Source organism: Bradyrhizobium sp. Bra78 (assembly GCF_024519855.1).
In the GTDB taxonomy this organism is placed as follows: domain Bacteria; phylum Pseudomonadota; class Alphaproteobacteria; order Rhizobiales; family Xanthobacteraceae; genus Bradyrhizobium; species Bradyrhizobium japonicum_G.
This window is the reverse complement of record NZ_JALJRE010000008.1, coordinates 69,767-87,542: the sequence shown is the minus strand read 5'-3', so window position 1 is coordinate 87,542 and position 17,776 is coordinate 69,767. Positions and strand designations below refer to the sequence as shown.

The 17,776-nt window shown below is 65.6% G+C and carries 16 protein-coding genes; 4 read left to right on the top strand and 12 right to left on the bottom strand.

Annotation, left to right across the window (positions count from 1 at the left end; all coding sequences use genetic code 11):
• Positions 1–26: 26 nt before the first annotated feature.
• The 3 genes from OC450_RS18975 to OC450_RS18965 all read right to left on the bottom strand — a co-directional run bounded on the left by OC450_RS18975 (position 27) and on the right by OC450_RS18965 (position 2,608).
• Positions 27–1,292 carry a cytochrome P450 gene (locus OC450_RS18975; RefSeq protein ID WP_262048433.1) on the bottom strand — a complete coding sequence of 422 codons (1,266 nt, stop codon included), beginning with the start codon at positions 1,290–1,292 and terminating at the stop codon, positions 27–29.
• Positions 1,293–1,401: 109 nt separating this feature from the next.
• The gene (locus OC450_RS18970) at positions 1,402–1,728 is read right to left on the bottom strand and encodes a hypothetical protein (RefSeq protein ID WP_211383364.1); all 327 of its coding nucleotides are present in this window, start codon (positions 1,726–1,728) and stop codon (positions 1,402–1,404) included.
• A 106-nt stretch (positions 1,729–1,834) separates the two neighbouring features.
• The gene (locus OC450_RS18965) at positions 1,835–2,608 is read right to left on the bottom strand and encodes a ferredoxin--NADP reductase (protein ID WP_211383363.1); all 774 of its coding nucleotides are present in this window, start codon (positions 2,606–2,608) and stop codon (positions 1,835–1,837) included.
• A gap of 156 nt (positions 2,609–2,764) precedes the next feature.
• On the opposite strand from OC450_RS18965, the gene OC450_RS18960 reads away from it, so the two are divergent.
• On the top strand, positions 2,765–3,961 hold the full coding sequence (locus OC450_RS18960) for an amidohydrolase family protein (RefSeq protein WP_211383362.1): 1,197 nt from the start codon (positions 2,765–2,767) through the stop codon (positions 3,959–3,961).
• A gap of 125 nt (positions 3,962–4,086) precedes the next feature.
• A complete protein-coding gene (locus OC450_RS18955) occupies positions 4,087–4,776 on the top strand; it encodes a hypothetical protein (RefSeq protein ID WP_211383361.1) in 690 nt (229 codons plus the stop codon).
• Positions 4,777–4,781: 5 nt separating this feature from the next.
• On the opposite strand, the gene OC450_RS18950 is transcribed toward OC450_RS18955, so the two are convergent.
• The 9 genes from OC450_RS18950 to OC450_RS18910 all read right to left on the bottom strand — a co-directional run bounded on the left by OC450_RS18950 (position 4,782) and on the right by OC450_RS18910 (position 13,474).
• On the bottom strand, positions 4,782–5,171 hold the full coding sequence (locus OC450_RS18950) for a hypothetical protein (protein WP_211383360.1): 390 nt from the start codon (positions 5,169–5,171) through the stop codon (positions 4,782–4,784).
• 43 nt (positions 5,172–5,214) lie between these two features.
• Positions 5,215–5,670, bottom strand: coding sequence for a MarR family winged helix-turn-helix transcriptional regulator (locus tag OC450_RS18945; RefSeq protein WP_211383359.1), 456 nt, complete (start codon positions 5,668–5,670; stop codon positions 5,215–5,217).
• A 13-nt stretch (positions 5,671–5,683) separates the two neighbouring features.
• Positions 5,684–6,388: an ABC transporter ATP-binding protein gene (locus OC450_RS18940; protein WP_262048432.1), complete on the bottom strand. Its 705-nt coding sequence runs from the start codon at positions 6,386–6,388 to the stop codon at positions 5,684–5,686.
• Positions 6,385–7,176, bottom strand: coding sequence for an ABC transporter ATP-binding protein (locus OC450_RS18935; protein WP_211383357.1), 792 nt, complete (start codon positions 7,174–7,176; stop codon positions 6,385–6,387). Before OC450_RS18935 ends, OC450_RS18940 begins: the two co-directional genes overlap by 4 nt.
• Entirely contained in the window at positions 7,173–9,062 is a 1,890-nt protein-coding gene (locus tag OC450_RS18930) for an ABC transporter permease (RefSeq protein WP_262048431.1), read from the bottom strand. The genes OC450_RS18935 and OC450_RS18930 overlap by 4 nt, the downstream gene beginning before the upstream one ends.
• Positions 9,063–9,228: 166 nt before the next feature.
• Entirely contained in the window at positions 9,229–10,431 is a 1,203-nt protein-coding gene (locus OC450_RS18925; RefSeq protein ID WP_211383355.1) for an ABC transporter substrate-binding protein, read from the bottom strand.
• Between the two features lie 80 nt (positions 10,432–10,511).
• Positions 10,512–11,096, bottom strand: a complete 585-nt coding sequence (locus OC450_RS18920) for an amino acid synthesis family protein (RefSeq protein ID WP_211383354.1) — start codon at positions 11,094–11,096, stop codon at positions 10,512–10,514.
• A 27-nt stretch (positions 11,097–11,123) separates the two neighbouring features.
• Positions 11,124–12,020, bottom strand: coding sequence for a UPF0280 family protein (locus OC450_RS18915; protein WP_262048430.1), 897 nt, complete (start codon positions 12,018–12,020; stop codon positions 11,124–11,126).
• Positions 12,017–13,474: a 6-hydroxynicotinate reductase gene (locus OC450_RS18910; RefSeq protein ID WP_256806887.1), complete on the bottom strand. Its 1,458-nt coding sequence runs from the start codon at positions 13,472–13,474 to the stop codon at positions 12,017–12,019. The genes OC450_RS18915 and OC450_RS18910 overlap by 4 nt, the downstream gene beginning before the upstream one ends.
• Before the next feature lie 288 nt (positions 13,475–13,762).
• On the opposite strand from OC450_RS18910, the gene OC450_RS18905 reads away from it, so the two are divergent.
• Complete coding sequence (locus tag OC450_RS18905) at positions 13,763–14,245, top strand: (2Fe-2S)-binding protein (protein WP_256806888.1); 483 nt, start codon at positions 13,763–13,765, stop codon at positions 14,243–14,245.
• Positions 14,245–17,775 carry a molybdopterin-dependent oxidoreductase gene (locus OC450_RS18900; RefSeq protein ID WP_262048429.1) on the top strand — a complete coding sequence of 1,177 codons (3,531 nt, stop codon included), beginning with the start codon at positions 14,245–14,247 and terminating at the stop codon, positions 17,773–17,775. Before OC450_RS18905 ends, OC450_RS18900 begins: the two co-directional genes overlap by 1 nt.
• Position 17,776: the final 1 nt, after the last annotated feature.

Sequence of the window (17,776 nt, the reverse complement as noted above, 5' to 3'; positions counted from 1 at the left end):
ACGGTTCCCGAGTAAGGGGCAACACGTCAACTGGCGAGCAATTGCGAGACGTCGGCCGTAGCCGAACCCGGCTGGGGCGTTGCGCCGGCATCGGCAATGACCGGCAAATTCGCAATCATGCGAATCCCCGGCCGCTTGCGCCAGTGAATCTGTGAGGCATCGACCGCGAGGCCTAGTCGTGGCCAGCGCGTGAACAAGGCCTGAAGCGCGCAAGTGGCCTCGATCCGCGCAAGCTGATGCCCCAGGCAGAAATGGATTCCCGTGCCGAAGGACATATGGCGGTTGGGCTTTCGTTCGAGGTCGAGCCTCTCCGGCTGGTCGTGCACATCAGGGTCCATGTTCGCCGCCGCGAGCATCACCATGACGCGGTCGCCCTTCTTCAGGCGCACGCCCTCCAGCTCGATGTCCCGCCGCACATAGCGCGGTTTTGAAAACTGCACCGGCGAGACGAAGCGCAGGAACTCCTCGACGGCGAGTCCGGCGCGTCTCCAGTCTTCTTCCAGCCAGTCGCGAAGGCCCGGGTTCTTCAGCAATTCGTAGACCGAGCCGCTGATGAGATGCGTGGTGGTCTCGGAGCCGGCCGCGAGCAGCAGGAACACCATCGACACCATTTCGTCCGGCGTGATCTGGCCGCCCTCCCGCTCGACCTGGACCAGCTCCGCGATCAGGCCTTCGCCGCCCTGCACGCGCGCGATCTGCAATTGCCCTTCGAGGTAGGCTCGCATCTTGCGGAACGCGAACAGCAGCCGGAAGAAGCCGGCAACGTTGGTCAGAGAAGACATCGAATTGGCCCAGGCGATGAACCTCGGCCGATCGGCGGGCGGCAGGCCCAACAGTTCGGAGATCACCGCAAGCGGCAGGATGCGCGCGTACCGCTGGACGAGATCGGCGGGGCTACCATCGGCAAACAGTTCGTCCGCGAGGCCATCGGCGATGGCGCGGATACGCGGCTCCATCGCGACGATCGCGCGGCGGCGAAAGGCCTCGTCCACGATGCTGCGCAGCCTCGTGTGATCCGGCTCGTCCATGGTCAGCATGTTGTTGGCGATGGTCCTGACGTAGCCCGGCATCCACCAGCGCAGACCGGCGACGTCGCCATCCTCCCTGCGCAAGGTGAAGGTGGTGCCGTCCTTCAGGACCTGGGCCGTCGCGTCATGAGTGGTGGTGATCCAGACATCGCCGACGAGAGGAAATCGCGTCGCGACCACGGGGCCGGACATGCGCAACCGCGCGATCGCCTTCGGCGGATCGCGAAAGAAGGCCTCGCTGGTGAAGTCGAGGCGTAGAGCCATGTGATCACCGGTGCAGCTGGTGGCGTCTCACCGAGATGGTGCACGGCGCGGCCGGCGCAAGGGGCCGGAACCTCCGCTCCACCTCCGGCGCAGGCGTAGAGCGGCGAGCCTATCCCCGCCCCGGCGAACGCGGGCCGGTCTTGCGCTGCTGCTGATTGGTGTAGGCGTCCCAATGGCTCCAGCTGCCGCTGCTGAGGCTTTGCAGGTCGGTGGTGAGCGGACGGCGCGTGCGCTTGTCGTGATCGGCGATGACGCGCTCGGATTGCGCGATCTTGCGCTTGAGCTCCGCGGTCGCCTTCAGGGTCTGGCCGTTCCGCTTCGAGGTGGCGATCTCGCCCATCGTGAAGCGCGCGGTCTCGAGCGCCTTCAACTCGGCGCGGTTCCTCTTCAACTGAACCCGGTGCCAGGCGATGTTGCTGTCGCTGTCCGCAACCATGTGGGAACTCCCCTGATTCGTTCCCGCATAGTATCGTGTGCCGAATCGGCGCCGCAACGGGCGCCCGGCGGCGAAAATACGGTCTTATTGCGCGAAAACAGCGGGCCTAGCGCTCGGCGAAGGCTTTTTCGACCACGAATTGGGCAGGTTCGCCGTGATTGCCCTCGACGAAGCCCCGCTCGCCAAGGAGCGCGCGGGTATCGGTGACCAGCGCCGGACTGCCGCAGATCATGATGCGGTCGTGGGCGGCTTCCAGTGCCGGCAGGCCGATATCGGAAAACAGCTTGCCTGACGTGATGAGGTCGGTGATGCGACCGCGATTGCGGAACGGATCGCGCGTCACGGTAGGATAATAGATCAGCTGATTGCGGATATAGTCGCCGATCAGCTCGTCCTTCGGCAGCGTCTCGGTGATCATCTCGCCATAGGCGAGCTCCTTCACGTGCCGGCAGCCGTGCAGCAGCACGACCTTCTCGAACCGCTCGTAGGTTTCGGGGTCCTTGATCACGCTCAGGAACGGCGCAAGGCCCGTGCCGGTGCCGATCAAATAGAGGTTGCGGCCGTCTTCCAGATTGTCGATCACCAGCGTGCCGGTGGCCTTGCGGCTGACGATGATCTCGTCGCCTTGCTTGAGGTGCTGGAGCCGCGAGGTCAGCGGACCGTCCGGCACCTTGATCGAGAAGAACTCCAGCGTGTCCTCGTAATTGGCGCTGGCGACGCTGTAGGCCCGCAGCAAGGGCTTCTCGCCGACCTTGAGCCCGATCATGGTGAATTCGCCGTTGCGGAAACGGAAGGTCGGGCTGCGGGTGGTCTTGAAGGAGAACAGCGTGTCGGTCCAGTGATGGACGCTCAAAACGCTTTCCTGATTGAAATTGCTCATCTCACCCTTCCGTGGCGCTTCTTTGCGGTTCCGAGGCGGTCAGCTATGCGTCGTTTGTACACGATCATTCGTATACTAATGAATAATCCGGCTTGATCCCGCGGTCAAGGCTGCCCAAGATCGGAAGCGTTGCAGTTAAGGACAAGGACCCATTCCATGGCGCATGACGCACCCCAGGCCACCGGACCCTCGAAGCTCGTGATCCGAAATATCGGCCTGATCCTGTCCGGCGCGCTGGAAAAGCCGATCCTGGACGGCGACACCATCGTCGCCGAGAACGGCAAGATCACCGCGATCGGCCGCTTCAAGGACCTCGACACCGAAGGCGCGACCACCATCGTCGAGGCCAACGGCACCACGGTGGCGCCCGGTCTGATCGACAGCCATGTCCACCCCGTCGCCGGCGACTGGACGCCTCGCCAGAACCAGATCGGCTGGATCGACAGCAATCTGCACGGCGGCGTCACCACGATGATTTCCGCCGGCGAAGTGCACATGCCCGGCCGCCCCCGCGACGTCGTCGGCCTGAAGGCGATGGCGATCTTCGCCCAGCGCGCATTCTGGAACCTGCGGCCTGGCGGTGTGAAGGTTCATGCCGGCGCGCCGGTGATCGAATGCGAGATGGTCGAAGAGGACTTCAAGGAATTGGCCGCCGCGGGCGTCAAGCTGCTCGGCGAGGTCGGCCTCGGCGGCGTCAAAGACGGTCCCACCGCGCGTAAAATGGTCGGCTGGGCGCGCAAATACGGCATCCAGAGCACCATCCACACCGGCGGTCCCTCGATCCCCGGCTCCGGCCTGATCGACAAGGACGTGGTGCTGGAGGCCGATACCGACGTGGTCGGCCACATCAATGGCGGCCACACCGCCCTGCCCGACGACCAGATCCGCTGCATCTGCGAGGGCTGCAAGCGCGGCCTCGAGCTCGTGCACAATGGCAACGAGCGCTCGGCCCTGTTCACGCTGCGCATCGCACGCGAGATGGGCGACCTGCACCGCGTCATCCTCGGCACCGATGCCCCTGCCGGCTCAGGCGTGCAGCCGCTCGGCATCCTGCGCATGGTCTCGATGCTGTCCTCGCTCGGCGACCTGCCGGCCGAGATCGCGTTCTGCCTTGCCACCGGCAACACCGCGCGGATGCGCGCGCTCGATTGCGGCCTCATCGAAGTGGGCCGCTCCGCCGACTTCGTCATCATGGACAAGGCCCAGCACTCGCCCGGCAAGAGCATCCTGGAGAGCGTACAGCTCGGCGACCTTCCCGGCATCGGCATGACCATCATCGACGGCATCGTGCGCACCCAGCGCAGCCGCAACACTCCGCCGGCCGGCAGGGTGCCCGAGGTGGTGGCGAAGTGACGCAGTCGGAGCGGCTCGCCGCTCCACGCGGTCCCCTGAAAGCATTGAACAAGTCGCTGGCCTGCTGCGTCTAACGCAGGCAGCCCCTGGCGGCGGCAGTTCATTGCTGGGACGTCGAGCAAGACATGAAGAATTCGTCGCGGATTGCCGCCGGCGTTGCCGGTGCGGTCGGAGGTTATGTCGCGACCTTTGTGCTGTTTTCAGTGCTCGATCTGGGCAACCGGGCAGACCCGATCACATCGGGTCTGCTGGCATTGTTCGTCTACTCACCCATCGGCGCGATCGCCGGTCTTGTGCTTGCGACCAGGCTGACGATGCGCTCGGGCAATGCCGAAAGCACTGGCGGCCTCGCACGCACCAGCCTGAAATCGCTCGGCGTGGTCGTCCTCCTCTGCGCCGCCGCCGGCGTCACCTATATTGTCTACGCCTATGCGACGGCCACACCCTGGCTCAACCGGAACGGCGGCAATCCCCTGCTCGTGTTCGAGGTTCGCCTTCCGGCCGGCGCAACGGTGCCGAAATCACCGCAAGGCATCACCGTCGAATTGCAGACAGACCTCAACACCATGCCGGGCGAATTGAACCCAGCCGGCTTCTATCGTGACGGCGATCAGCCCGTTATCGCAGGCGAAGTCGAACTGGCGTTTCGAACCTCGCACCGGCAGCTCGCCGTCAATATCCAGGGACAGCCCAGCCGGGTCTACCCGATCGGATTGACGGCCCGGGCTCCGCATACGCCGGAGTTCGGAACGTGGCAGCGGCTCGCCGACGGCAGCGAAATCCGCTACCGCGCCAAATGGCCGGGAAAGACGTAAGGAGATCAGCGCGGCTTTGCGATCTCACAACGCACATAAGTCTGGCGCCTGGCCTGGCCCACCGGGCCATTGTCCATCACGAGCCTGCCATCCGCAGCGATGGACAGCCGGGGATTGGAGCGATACTTCTCGCCCTCGCCTTCGCAGGCGAGCTTCATTTTCCAGCTGAGCTTTCCATTGGCCGTGATCTGGCTGGCCCGGCACCGCGTCTCATACCAATAGAGGCGGTTGCCGCCTTCGATGCTCATGCGGTTGGCGCTATCCTGATCGCGGCAATCTTTTTTGGTCGACGCCCAGAACCCTTCATAGGCTTGCGCCGCCCAGGCCTGCGCACACCCGCCCGCCAGCGCCGCGCCCAGAGCCAAAACCATCGCAACCCGCCTCGCCACTCTCATGCCGGTAAGCCTCGACAAAACCATCATCGAGGTTAGTCGCGGCTCACCGCAGCTTGTTCAACAGCGCCATCAGCAACTCGCGCTCCTTTGCCTCGAGCGGCGCCAGCGTCTCCCGCGTGATCGCGAGCGCGTTCGGCGCGACCTTTTCCGCAAGCTGCTGCCCCGCGCGCGTCAGGCTGACCAGCAGTCGCCGGCCATCCTCGGGATCCTGGCTGGTCTCGGTCAGGCCGCGCGCCGTCAACCGGTCGATCACGCCCTTGATGGTCGCGACATCCATCGCCGTCAGCCGCCCGAGCTGGTTCTGCGAGCATGGTCCGGCCTCGGCGAGCTTGGACAGCGCCGCCCATTGCGTCGGCGTGATATTGGTGCCGATCTCGCGGGAGAAGATCGCGCTGTGGCGCTGCCAGACCTGGCGCAGGATGAAGCCAACCTGCTCGTCCAGCACGTAAGGCGGCTTTCCGGGTTTGACGCCCTTCTTCACCGCGACGCTTCTCGCCATCCGCTCCCGCCTCTCACAACGACAGATGCGCGTCGCGGATGTCCGGACGCGCGTCGAGCTCGGCCATGGTGCCGCCGAAACAGATGCGGCCGCGCTCGATGATATAGGCGCGATCGGAGATCAATCGCGCGAAATGCAGATTCTGCTCGGAGACGACGATGCTGACGCCCTCCTTCTTCATGGTCAGGATGGCATCGACCATCTGCTCCACGATCTTTGGCGACAGGCCTTCCGAGGGCTCGTCGAGCAGCACCAGCGACGGATTGCCCATCAGCGTGCGTGCGATGGTCAGCATCTGCTGCTCGCCCCCGCTCATGCGGCCGCCCGGGCGGTTCTTCATCTCACCCAGATTTGGAAACAGCGCGAACAGTTTTTCGCGGGTCCAGTACGGCGCGTTGGGACGCTTTGGCCGGCGGCCGACTTCCAGATTCTCCTCAACGGTCAGATCCGTGAAGATGCGGCGCTCCTCCGGGACATAGCCGAGCCCCTCGCGCACGATCTCATGCGTCGGACGCACCGAGACGTCCTTGCCCTCGAACATGATGCGGCCGGTTCGCTGCGCGACGAGACCGACGATCGAGCGGAACGTCGTCGACTTGCCGGCACCGTTGCGTCCGAGCAGCGCCACGACCTCGCCGGCGCCGACCTCGAAGCCGATGTCGAACAGGATGTGCGCGGGGCCGTAATGGCTGTTGAGCCCTTCCACCGTGAGCTTCATGCCGAGGCCCCCTCGCGATGCTGGGCATCGTAGAGAAGACCCTCGCCGAGATAGACCGCCTGCACCTGCGGATTGCCGCGCACCTCGGCGGGCGATCCCTCGGCGATCAGCGTGCCGCGGTTGAGCACGATGATGCGGTCGGCATGCTCGAACACCACGTCCATGTCATGCTCGGTGAAGAGCACGCCGATCGACTTTTCCCGCGCGATCTGCGCGGTCAGCCGCATCAGCTCGACGCGCTCGCGCGGCGCCATGCCGGCGGTCGGCTCGTCCATCAGCAGGAGTTTGGGTTGATTGGCGAGCGCAACCGCAAGCTCGAGCCGCTTGAGGTCGCCATAGGCAAGCTCGCCGCAGGGCCGATCCGCGTAGCCGCCCATGCCGACCAGTTCGAGCAGCCGGCCCGCCTCGCCGCGGTCGAAGTTCGGCGCAGAGCCCCAGAGATTGAACAGCTGCTTCTCATGCGAGATCAGCGCGACCTGCACGTTCTCGCGCACGGTCATCGTCGCGAACGTCGCCGTGATCTGGAAAGTGCGCCCCACTCCCATTCGCCAGATCTCGCGCGGCTTCTTGCCGGTGGTGTCCTTGCCGAGCAGCCGGACATGCCCCGTGTCGGGCCTGTTCTGGCCGTTGAGCATGTCGAAACAGGTGCTCTTGCCGGCGCCGTTCGGGCCGATCAGCGCCAGGATTTCGCCCGCGCGCAGCGAGAACGAGACTCCGCGCACGGCATGGATGCCGCCATAGGATTTGGTCAGGCCTTCGACCGCGAGAAGTGGGGGCGCGACGCTCATTCGGCAGACCCCATCGGCTTGGCAAGCAGGGTTGCCCCTGGCGGCGACGTGCTCTTGCGCCGCTGCGCCAGCATTTCCAGCATGCCGACGATGCCCTTGGGGAAGACGACCACGATCAGCACGATGAAACCGCCGAGCACGAGCTTCGACAGGTCGGTCTGGCTGACCAGCCAGATGTTCAGCGCCTTGTAGACGATGGCGCCGATCACCGCACCCGACACCGTCTCGACGCCGCCGAGCAGCACCATGACCAGCGCATCGACCGACAGCGAGATGCCGAGATTGTCCGGGAAGACGCTGCCCTTCAGGTACGCGAACAGCGCGCCGCCGATGCCGGCGGTCGTGCCCGCGATCACGAAGGCCGTCCACTGGATGCGCTTGGCGTTGATGCCGATCGCCTCGGTGCGCAGAAGCGAATCGCGCGTCGCCCTGAGCGCGTAGCCGAACGGCGAGAATACCATGGCCCGCAGCGCGATCGTGACGAGCGCCGCGACGCCGAGCGCGATCCAATAGAAATGCGACGGGCTCGCCGCCCAGCTCGAAGGCCAGACGCCGAGTATGCCGTTGTCGCCGCCTGTCACGCTCACCCACTGGAACGCGATCGACCAGACGATCTGCGCGAAAGCGAGCGTCAGCATCGCGAAATACACGCCGGAGAGCTGCACCGCGAAGAAGCCGAACACGGCCGCGCCCATGCAGCCGAGCAGCGGCCCGAGCAACAGGCACACGATCATCGGCAGTCCCGCCATCTTGGCGAGGAAGGCGACGCCGTAGGCGCCGAGGCCGAAATAGGCGGCGTGGCCGAACGATGCGAGCCCGCCGACCGACATCAGGAAGTGCAGGCTGACGGCGAAGATCACGAAGATCGCGATCTCCGAGCCGACGGTCAGCGCGTAGTTGCCGGCGAACAGCGGCAGCGTCGCTGCAACGACGAGCGCCGCAAGAGCAGCAAGCCGCTCGTTCGACGTCAGCGGCCGCCAGGGATTGACGGTGAGACCCGGCGTCTTGCGCGCGGGCGCCTCCGGCTTGCCGAACAGACCCCAGGGACGCACGATCAGCACCGCTGCCATCACCAGGAAGACGAGGATGATGGAGATCTTCGGGAAGATCAGGATGCCGAAGGCGTTCAGTTCAGAGACCAGCACCGCCGCGACGAAGGCGCCGATGATGCTGCCGAGGCCGCCGATCACGACGACCACGAACACTTCAACGATGATGCGCAGGTCCATCGCGTGATGCACGGCATCGCGCGGGATCTGGAGCGCGCCGCCGAGCGCGGCGAGAGAGACGCCGACCGCAAACACCGAGGTGAACAGCCATTTCTGGTTGACGCCGAGTGCTGCGACCATGTCGCGGTCCTGCGTCGCCGCGCGCACCAGCACGCCCCAGCGCGTGCGCTGGAACAGCAGCCAGAGAATGCCGAGCACGACCGGCCCGAGCACGATCAGGAACAGGTCGTAGCTCGGGATGTTCTGGCCGAAGAAATCGATCGCGCCCCGAAAGCCGGGCGCACGGCGGCCGACGAGATCGTCGGGCCCCCAGATCAGCACGACGAGGTCCTCGACCATCAAGGTCAGGCCGAAGGTCGCGAGCAGCTGGAACAGTTCCGGCGCGTGGTAGATGCGCCGGAGCAGCACCATCTCGACGATGACGCCGATCAGCGCCACCGCGAACGCGGCCACCACGATGCCTCCCCAGAAGCCGAATGCGCCAGACAGACGCTCGGTGAGCGTGAAGGCGACGTACGCGCCGATCATGTAGAAGGCGCCATGCGCGAAATTCACGATCCGCGTCACGCCGAAGATGATCGACAGGCCCGAGGCCACCAGGAACAGCGACGCTGCGCTGGCGAGACCGGTCAGAAACTGTACGACATAAAAGGCCATCGGCGGTCCGGGGTAGGCATAAGCTTCACTACTTGAGCTTCAGTACTTGGCTGCATCCTTCGAGACGGTGCTACGCGCCTCCTCGGGATGAGGTCCGGGACCCTCATGGTGAGGAGCGCGGCGACGCCGCGCGTCTCGAACCACGAGGCCCCGGTCTCTCTTCGTATCAATCCTTCGGCCGCAGCTTCTCGACTTCGGCGTCGCTCGGCAGATAGTCCGCGCCCTTCCTGTAGACGGACTCCACCATCACGCCCTTGCCGTCCTTCAGCGCGGTCTTGCCGACAAAGGCTCCGAGCGTCGACTGGTGATCGATCTTGCGGAAGGTGATCTCGCCGAACGGCGACGGCATCGACAGCCCCTCTGCCGCGGCAATCAGCTTCTCCGGATCGGTCGAGCCGGCCTTGGCCAGGATCGCGGCGGCGGCCTTGATGGTCTGATAGCCCACGATCGAGCCGAGACGCGGATAGTCGTTGTACTTGGCCTGATAGGCCTTCAGGAACGCGTCGTGCTCGGGCGTCTTGATCGAGTACCAGGGATAGCCGGTGACGATCCAGCCCGCCGGCGTCTCCTCCTTGAGCGGATCGAGATATTCAGGCTCGCCGGTCAGGAAGGACACGACCTCGCGTCCCTTGAACAGGCCGCGGGTGTTGCCTTCGCGAACGAGCTTCACGAGGTCGGCGCCGAAGGTGACGTTGAGGATCGCCTCGGGATTGGCGGCGGCAACGGCCTGCACCACCGGACCCGCATCGATCTTGCCCTGCGGCGGCCACTGCTCGTCGACCCACTGGATGTCAGGACGCTTCTCCGACATCAGCTTCTTGAACACCGCGACCGCGGACTGGCCGTACTCATAGTTCGGCGCGATCGTCGCCCAGCGCTTGGCCGGCAGCTTGCTGGCGGCTTCCACCAGCATCGCGGCCTGCATGTAATTCGAGGGGCGCAGACGGAATGTGTATTTGTTGCCCTTCGACCAGGTGACAGCGTCCGTCAGCGGCTCGGCTGCGAGGAAGAACACCTTCTTCTGGTTGGCGAAGTCGCTGACCGCGAGGCCGATGTTAGAAAGGAACGTGCCCGTCAGCATCGCGACGCCCTCGCTCGACACCAGCTCGTTGGCCGCGGTCTGGGCGTCCGCCGGCTTACCGCCGTCGTCCTTGGAGACGACGACGAGCTTCTTGCCGTTGATGCCGCCGGCCGCGTTGATCTCCTCGACCGCGAGCTGCCAGCCCTTGCGATAAGGTTCGGTGAAGGCCGGCAGCAGCGAATAGCTGTTGATCTCGCCGATCTTGATGTCCTGCGCCAGGGCCGAATGAGCCATGCCGCCCGCCAGAAGCGCGAAGGCCGCGCCGACGAAAATGTTTCTTGCTCGCATCCCAACCTCCAGTTTTAAACTCTCTATCTCTTCAGCGTGATCTCATCGGAGAAGCTGTGCCCGCCTCCCCGGTTCAAGCTCTATCGCAGACCGTCTTCGCCCTTGATCTCCGCAACCGTCAGTCCGCCGACGCGCGGCAAAGGACGACCGCTGTCGGTGACGGCGACCGCGACCATGATCTCGTTGGCACGCGGCGCGTCGTTGATCTGTACTTCCATGCCGTCGAAATGACTACGCACGAAGGCTGCGTCCTTGTGACCAAGCGGAATGTCCAGCGTCGTGCCGGGACCGCTGCGCTTCTTCGACGACGGGATCAGCGCCGCGCCCTTGCTCAGCACCTTGCGCACCGGCGTGCCCATCTTCGGGTGAAGGATGGCGGCGGCGTGCTCCAGCTCACCGTTCTCCCCGACAGCCGCGGCCTTGCCATAGCTCTGCGCCTTCGCGCCATCGATGCCGAGCGCAGCGACCGCGCGCTTCGACAGGAGCTCGCCGAGTTCCTCGCCGATTGCGATCAGCGGCGAGAGGTCCTCGACATATTTTCCGGCAAAGGGATTCTCGATCACGGCGATTGCGGCCGCACGCCGCGTCGGCGGCGAGACCTGGCGGCCCATCTCCATCTGCGTCTCTTCGACGACGGTGACGATCTTGCGGATGATCGCGCTCATGGTTGTTTCCCCGCTTCGTTTCCCTGCTCAGGCATGAACCGCGTTCTCCAGCACAAGCGGGCGCGATCGCTGCCGTTCAATATCCTTCGTTCCGATGACGAGCATATCACCACAAAGCTGCAGCACGGCACCCTCGATCAGTCCGCGATCGAATAATTGCCGTGCACATTTCGCGCCAGACTCCAGCGCGGCCGCAATCTCGTTCTGCGACAACTCACCGACGTCGCGGGTCACGAGCCGTGCGCCGAGATCACTGTCGGGCTGAAGCTCGTTCGCAGGCTTTCGGATGATGGCGGGATGCCCCGGCAGATCGACGGCATTGCCAATGATCGTCGCGGCCGCATCGGCCTGCGACGCCGTTCGCGCCAACACGGTCACCGCATCGGCAATGCCGAGCGAAAAGCTGCGGCCGTGCCGCCCGCTGGTCGCGATGCCGCGCACGGGATCATTGGCATCGACCCTCATCGACCGCATCACGCCGTCGCGATCGGGCCGGTCCATCAGGCCGACCGAAAAATGCTCGCCCTCGCCGAGATGCAGCGCGATATCGCCGCCATTGTTGACGTAGGCCCGATCGAGCGATGCCGCGCCCAGCATTGCGCCCAAAACCTCCTCCGCCACGCTGCCGGCCACAGCGGCCATCGGCGTGATGAAGCAGTCCTCAGCATAGGGCGCCACGGCGGCGTGCATGCGACGTGCGACAACGCCTCTCAACGAAGTCCGCTCCCCGGCGGCGCCCCGCAGTTCCGGCAGTTCCGCGCAGAGCTCGTCGAGAAGCCCGGTGAACCGCCCGGCCGCAGCCTCATAGGCCGCACGCACAGCACCGGCGTGTCCCGTCGCCTCGACGACCAGATCAATCGGTCCATCCTGCAAATGCAGCCGCCGGCCGTCAGACAGCAACGCGATTTGCGGGAGCCTGGTCATGCCCGAGGCCCCGGAATCGGGTTCTGCCAGGGGAGCTGGCGGACATCGTCGCCGCCCTGCACCTCGGAGAGCGGCTTCACATGATCCATGTGCCCGCCGAGCGCGGCATAGTCCGACAGCTTCATCGTGAACTCGATCGGCGCGACCAGCGCCGGGGTCGGCACGTAGCCGAACGCACCCGCCGGCATCTGCGTCACGTCCACCATGTAGGTGATGCCGCCGCCCGGCCAGACATAGACCGGCGCACCGCCGCTGGTGACGCGCGTCAGCGCGTCCTTCACCGAGCGCGTCAGCCGCACCGGATTGTCGGTGACGCCCGCACGGAGCGAACCGCCCGCACCGGCCATGAACAGCACCGTGCACAGCGCCGGCTCGCAATTCTCCTTGATGCGCTCGACCGAAAACTTGAGGTCATCGGGCATCTCGGTCTCGACCGGCTTCAGGGCCTCGTCGAGCACATAGTAGGACGAATGCTCGCCGGTCGTGGAGACCATCAGCATGGAGAGACCGGCCTTGGCTTCCTTGGCGTCGAACGGTCCGAGGATCGCGAGCGGATCGGAGATGTTGGTGCCGCCCCAGCCCGTGCCGGGATCGGCGACCTGGAAATAGCGGCCAGGCGTCGAACGCCGGCCCTTCATCTTGATGCCGGTGTCGACGATGTCGAGCAGCTTGCCGGCCTGGTGCTCCGAGAGCACGCCGGTGATGTGATCGTCGACGACCACGACCTCGTCGACCTTGCCGTGCCATTGCTTGGCGAACATGCCGATCGTCGCCGAGCCGCAGCCGACGCGCATGCGCTCTTCTTTCATGCCGTTCACGATCGGCGGCTGGCCGGCCTGCACCACCACGGTCGCTCCGCCGTCGATGGTGAGCTCGACCGCCTTGCAATTGGCGAGATCCATCAGCGTGTCGCAGGTGACGCGGCCCTCCTTCTTCGAGCCGCCGGTCAGATGATGCACGCCGCCGAGCGATAGCATCTGCGAGCCGTATTCGCTGGTGGTGACGTGGCCGACCGCCTCGCCCTGCGCGCGCACGGTCGCGGTTTCCGGCCCGAGATAGCGGTCGGTGTCGATCTTCACCTTGATGCCGCAATAGGAGAAGATGCCCTCGGTGACGACAGTCACCATGTCGACGCCGTCGACTTCCGCGGAGACGATGAAAGGCGCCGGCTTGTAATCGGGATAGGTCGTGCCCGCGCCGATTGCCGTCACAAAGGTCGACGGCTCGTGGACGAGCTTGCCGTCCCAGTCTTCCGTGCGGCTGAAGGGGACGAGCTTGCCGCCATGGGAGACGGTGCGCTCCAGGATCACATGCGGATCGACACGGACGAGCTTGCCGTCGTGGTTGGCGTAGCGATCGCAGGCGCCTGCCGCACCCGGCTTGATGTAGCACATCACCGGACAGGCATCGCAGCGGATCTTGTCGATGGCGGCGCTCGTCGTTTCAGTCACCATGTCAAAGCCAGCCGACCTTGCGGTTATCATTCGTACACGAACGATGTTGCGCGCCCTCCCGAGAGGTGTCAAGCGGCGGAGCGGGGCAAAAGATGCGCCTGCCGTATAAAACCTCATTTGCCTATCACCACTGTCCACAAAGAAGGCATCCGCGCTGCACTGCGGCATGACCGGTTGCACGTTTGTGTACAAACGGTATCGTCGCGACGTACAATTCGCGTGATCGCAGGGCTTGTGATCACAAGGCTTGGAAATGCAAGGCTTGGGAACGCAACGCTTGGGAACGAGATGACGCAAGCACCGATCCGCCTCACCGTGAACGGCAGGGTCCACGAGATCGCGGCGGCGCACGACACTCCGTTGCTCTACGTGCTGCGCAACGACCTCGCGCTCAACGGCCCGAAATATGGTTGCGGCCTCGGCGAATGCGGCACCTGCACTGTCCTGATCGACGGAGCCGCGGCGCGCTCCTGCGTGATTCCGGTCAGCGGCTGCGCCGGCCGCGACATCGTGACGCTCGAAGGGCTCGGCACGCGCGACGAGCCTGACATCGTGCAGCAGGCCTTCATCGACGAGCAGGCTGCGCAATGCGGCTATTGCCTCAACGGCATGATCATGACCACCAAGGCGCTGCTCGCCATCAACCCGCAGCCGACCGAGCAGGAAGCGCTGGCGGCGCTGCGCTACAATCTCTGCCGCTGCGGCACCCATGTCGAAATTTTGCGTGCCGTGATGCGTGCATCGGGCCAGCTCACCGAGGCCGCGGATTGATGACCTTCCCTTCCTCGAACGGAGCTGAGCGCCAAGCCGGTTCGCTCGTCGTCGTCCGCACCGTGGACGAGGTCACATCCGAGACTTTCATCCGCATCACCGCGGACGGTTCGATCGCGGCCTATAACGGCCATGTCGATCTCGGCACCGGAATCCGCACCGCGCTTGGCCAGATCGTCGCCGAGGAGCTCGACGTGTCCTTTGCACGCGTCGTCGTGGTGCTCGGCGACACCGCGATCGTGCCGAACCAGGGCGCGACGATTGCGAGCGAGACCATCCAGATCACCGCCGTCCCGCTGCGAAAGGCCGCGGCACAGGCGCGGCACTTCCTTATCGCGCGCGCGGCGGAGCGGCTGGAGCTGCCGGCCGGCGACCTCAAGATCGAGGACGGTCTCGTGCGGGGACACGACAACCGCAGCGTCAGCTATGGCGAGTTGATCGGCGGCGAGATCATTCGCCTCGAACTTGCCGACGATGTCGCGGTCAAGCCCGTCGGCGACTACGCCATCGTCGGCCGGTCGGTGCCGCGCGTCGACCTGCCCGCCAAGGCCACGGGCGAATTGACCTTCGTGCACGACATCCGCCTGCCCGGTATGCTGCACGGGCGCGTGGTGCGCCCGCCCTATGCCGGCGTCGATGCCGGCCCGTTCGTCGGCACCAGCCTGATCGCGGTGGATGAATCCTCGGTGCGCAACGTTCCCGGCATCATCGCCGTCGTCCACATCGGCGACTTCGTCGGCGTAGTCGCCGAGCGTGAGGAGAATGCGATCCAGGCGGCCGCGCAGCTCGCCGTGAGCTGGAAGCCAACGCCTGATCTGACCGATCTTGCCGATATCGAGACCGCGCTGCGCGCCAACCCGTCGACCCCGCGCACGCTGATCGACAAGGGCGACGTGACTACCGCGATATCAGGCGCGGCCAAGCCGATGCGGCGCACCTACGTCTGGCCCTACCAGATGCACGCCTCGATCGGCCCGTCCTGCGCCGTCGCCGACTTCCAGGACGGCAACATCCGCGTCTGGTCCGGGACCCAGAATCCTCACGTGCTGCGCAGCGACCTGGCTTTGCTGATCGAGCGTCCCGAGAGCGAGATCGAGGTCGTCAGACTGGAAGCCGCCGGCTGCTACGGCCGCAACTGCGCCGACGATGTCACCGCCGACGCGCTGCTGCTGTCGCGCGCGGTCGGCCGGCCCGTTCGCGTGCAGCTGACGCGCGAGCAGGAGCACGCCTGGGAGCCCAAGGGCACGGCGCAGCTGATCGACGTCAACGGGGGCCTCGACGCAGACGGCGGCGTCGCTGCTTACGATCTCGCCACGCGTTATCCCTCGAACGCCGCCCCGACGCTGGCGCTGCTGCTGACGGGGCGGATCTCGCCAGAGCCCGACGTCCTCCAGATGGGCGACCGCACCGCGATCCCGCCCTACGATTACAACCACATGCGCGTCGTCGCCCACGACATGGCGCCGATCGTGCGCGCGTCCTGGTTCCGCGGCGTCTCGGCACTGCCGAACACCTTTGCGCACGAATCCTACATCGACGAGGCCGCGACCGAGGCCGGTGTCGATCCGATCGAATACCGGCTGCGCTATCTGAAAGACCAGCGCGCCGTCGATCTCGTCAACGCGGTGGCCGAGCGCGCGGGCTGGACGCCGCGCCCGGTCCGCGAAGAGAAGGACGGCGAGGTCGTGCACGGGCGCGGCTTTGCCTACGCGCTCTATGTTCACAGCAAGTTTCCCGGTTATGGCGCGGCGTGGTCGGCCTGGGTCGCCGATGTCGCGGTGAACAAATCCACCGGCGACGTCAGCGTGACACGCGTCGTTGCCGGGCAGGACTCCGGCCTGATGATCAATCCGGACGGCGTCCGCCACCAGATCCACGGCAACGTCATCCAGTCCACCAGCCGCGCGCTGATGGAAGAGGTCTCGTTCGAGCGCGGCGCGGTGGCGGCACGCGAATGGGGCGCTTATCCCATTATTCCCTTCCCCGACGTGCCCAAGATCGACGTGCTGATGCTGCCGCGCCAGGATCAGCCGCCGCTCGGCGTCGGCGAGTCCGCATCAGTGCCGAGCGCGGCAGCCATCGCGAACGCGATCTTCGATGCCACCGGCGTACGCTTTCGCGAGCCGCCGTTCACGCCGGAGCGTATCCTCACGGGGCTTCGCGGCGACACCCCGGCTACGCCGGAGGCCCTGCCCGGGCCCGCTGCGCCGCAGCCGTCCCGCATCTGGGAAAATCCGTTCGCCAAGCGCGCCGGCATCTTCGCGACCATTGCCGCCGTCTGCACCGCGGCGATCGGCATCGGCGCGGCGCTCCTGCCCGGGCGCGCCATCGCGCCGATCGAGCGGCCCGACGCATCGGTTTACTCGGCCACGACGATCGCGCGCGGCCAGCAGCTTGCCGCGCTCGGCAATTGCGCGGAGTGCCACACCAGCTTCAGTGGCGCGCTCAATGCCGGCGGCCGCGCGCTTCAGACGCCGTTCGGCACGATCTACGCGACCAACATCACGCCAGATGTCGAGACCGGCATCGGCGCCTGGTCCTACCCCGCCTTCGAGCGCGCGATGCGCGACGGCTTGCATCGCGACGGTCGGCAGCTCTATCCCGCATTTCCCTATACGCATTTTGCCAGGACCAGCGATGCCGACATGCAGGCGCTGTACGCCTACCTGATGGCGCAGCCCGCGGTGCGCGCGCCGGCGCCCGCGAATGCGCTCGCCTTCCCCTTCAATCTCCGCCCGCTGCTGGCGGGCTGGAATGCGCTGTTCCACCGGACCAAGGAGTTCAAGCCTGATCCTGCCAAGTCCGAGCAGTGGAATCGCGGCGCCTATCTGGTCGAGAGCCTCGGCCATTGCAGCGCCTGCCATTCGCCGCGCAATGCGCTCGGCGCCGAGCAGCGCGAGGCCTACCTCGCCGGCGGCTTTGCCGAAGGTTGGGAGGCGCCGCCGCTGACCTCGCTCTCGCACACGCCGATCCCGTGGAGCGAGGACGAGCTTTTCGCATATTTGCGCACCGGTCATTCACGCTTTCACGGCGTCGCGGCCGGCCCGATGGCGCCTGTTGTGAAGGATCTGAAGTCGCTGCCCGATCCGGACATCCGCGCCATGGCGATCTATCTCAATTCGTTCAACGACACCGCGACCGACGGAAAAGCGCACGATGCGACCGCTCTGAAGCTCGAAGCTGCGACGCAGGTCACCGTCGCATCTTCGACCGGCGCGCGGCTCTACCTCGGCGCCTGCGCCGTGTGCCACGAGGTCGGCGGCCTGCCGCTGTTCGGCAGCCGACCGTCACTCGCGCTCAACAGCAATCTGCACAGCGCCACGTCGGACAATCTCGTGCAGGTGATCCTGCACGGCATTGCGGAGCCCGTCTCGAGCGACCTCGGCTACATGCCCGCGTTCAAGAACAGCATGAGCGACGCGCAGGTCGAGGAGCTCGTCACCTTCCTGCGCAAGCAATTTGCGCCCGACAAGCCCGCATGGACCGGTGTCCGCGAGACGATTGCACGGGTGCGCACGTCAACGCATTAGA

Coding starts and splice junctions, on each gene's coding strand:
- OC450_RS18910 (WP_256806887.1), bottom strand. CDS start 13,474: ATGGTGACTGAAACGACGAGCGCCGCCATCGACAAGATCCGCTGCGAT.
- OC450_RS18900 (WP_262048429.1), top strand. CDS start 14,245: ATGACCTTCCCTTCCTCGAACGGAGCTGAGCGCCAAGCCGGTTCGCTC.
- OC450_RS18940 (WP_262048432.1), bottom strand. CDS start 6,388: ATGAAGCTCACGGTGGAAGGGCTCAACAGCCATTACGGCCCCGCGCAC.
- OC450_RS18935 (WP_211383357.1), bottom strand. CDS start 7,176: ATGAGCGTCGCGCCCCCACTTCTCGCGGTCGAAGGCCTGACCAAATCC.
- OC450_RS18930 (WP_262048431.1), bottom strand. CDS start 9,062: ATGGCCTTTTATGTCGTACAGTTTCTGACCGGTCTCGCCAGCGCAGCG.
- OC450_RS18915 (WP_262048430.1), bottom strand. CDS start 12,020: ATGACCAGGCTCCCGCAAATCGCGTTGCTGTCTGACGGCCGGCGGCTG.
- OC450_RS18905 (WP_256806888.1), top strand. CDS start 13,763: ATGACGCAAGCACCGATCCGCCTCACCGTGAACGGCAGGGTCCACGAG.
- OC450_RS18960 (WP_211383362.1), top strand. CDS start 2,765: ATGGCGCATGACGCACCCCAGGCCACCGGACCCTCGAAGCTCGTGATC.
- OC450_RS18965 (WP_211383363.1), bottom strand. CDS start 2,608: ATGAGCAATTTCAATCAGGAAAGCGTTTTGAGCGTCCATCACTGGACC.
- OC450_RS18950 (WP_211383360.1), bottom strand. CDS start 5,171: ATGAGAGTGGCGAGGCGGGTTGCGATGGTTTTGGCTCTGGGCGCGGCG.
- OC450_RS18970 (WP_211383364.1), bottom strand. CDS start 1,728: ATGGTTGCGGACAGCGACAGCAACATCGCCTGGCACCGGGTTCAGTTG.
- OC450_RS18925 (WP_211383355.1), bottom strand. CDS start 10,431: ATGCGAGCAAGAAACATTTTCGTCGGCGCGGCCTTCGCGCTTCTGGCG.
- OC450_RS18975 (WP_262048433.1), bottom strand. CDS start 1,292: ATGGCTCTACGCCTCGACTTCACCAGCGAGGCCTTCTTTCGCGATCCG.
- OC450_RS18945 (WP_211383359.1), bottom strand. CDS start 5,670: ATGGCGAGAAGCGTCGCGGTGAAGAAGGGCGTCAAACCCGGAAAGCCG.
- OC450_RS18920 (WP_211383354.1), bottom strand. CDS start 11,096: ATGAGCGCGATCATCCGCAAGATCGTCACCGTCGTCGAAGAGACGCAG.
- OC450_RS18955 (WP_211383361.1), top strand. CDS start 4,087: ATGAAGAATTCGTCGCGGATTGCCGCCGGCGTTGCCGGTGCGGTCGGA.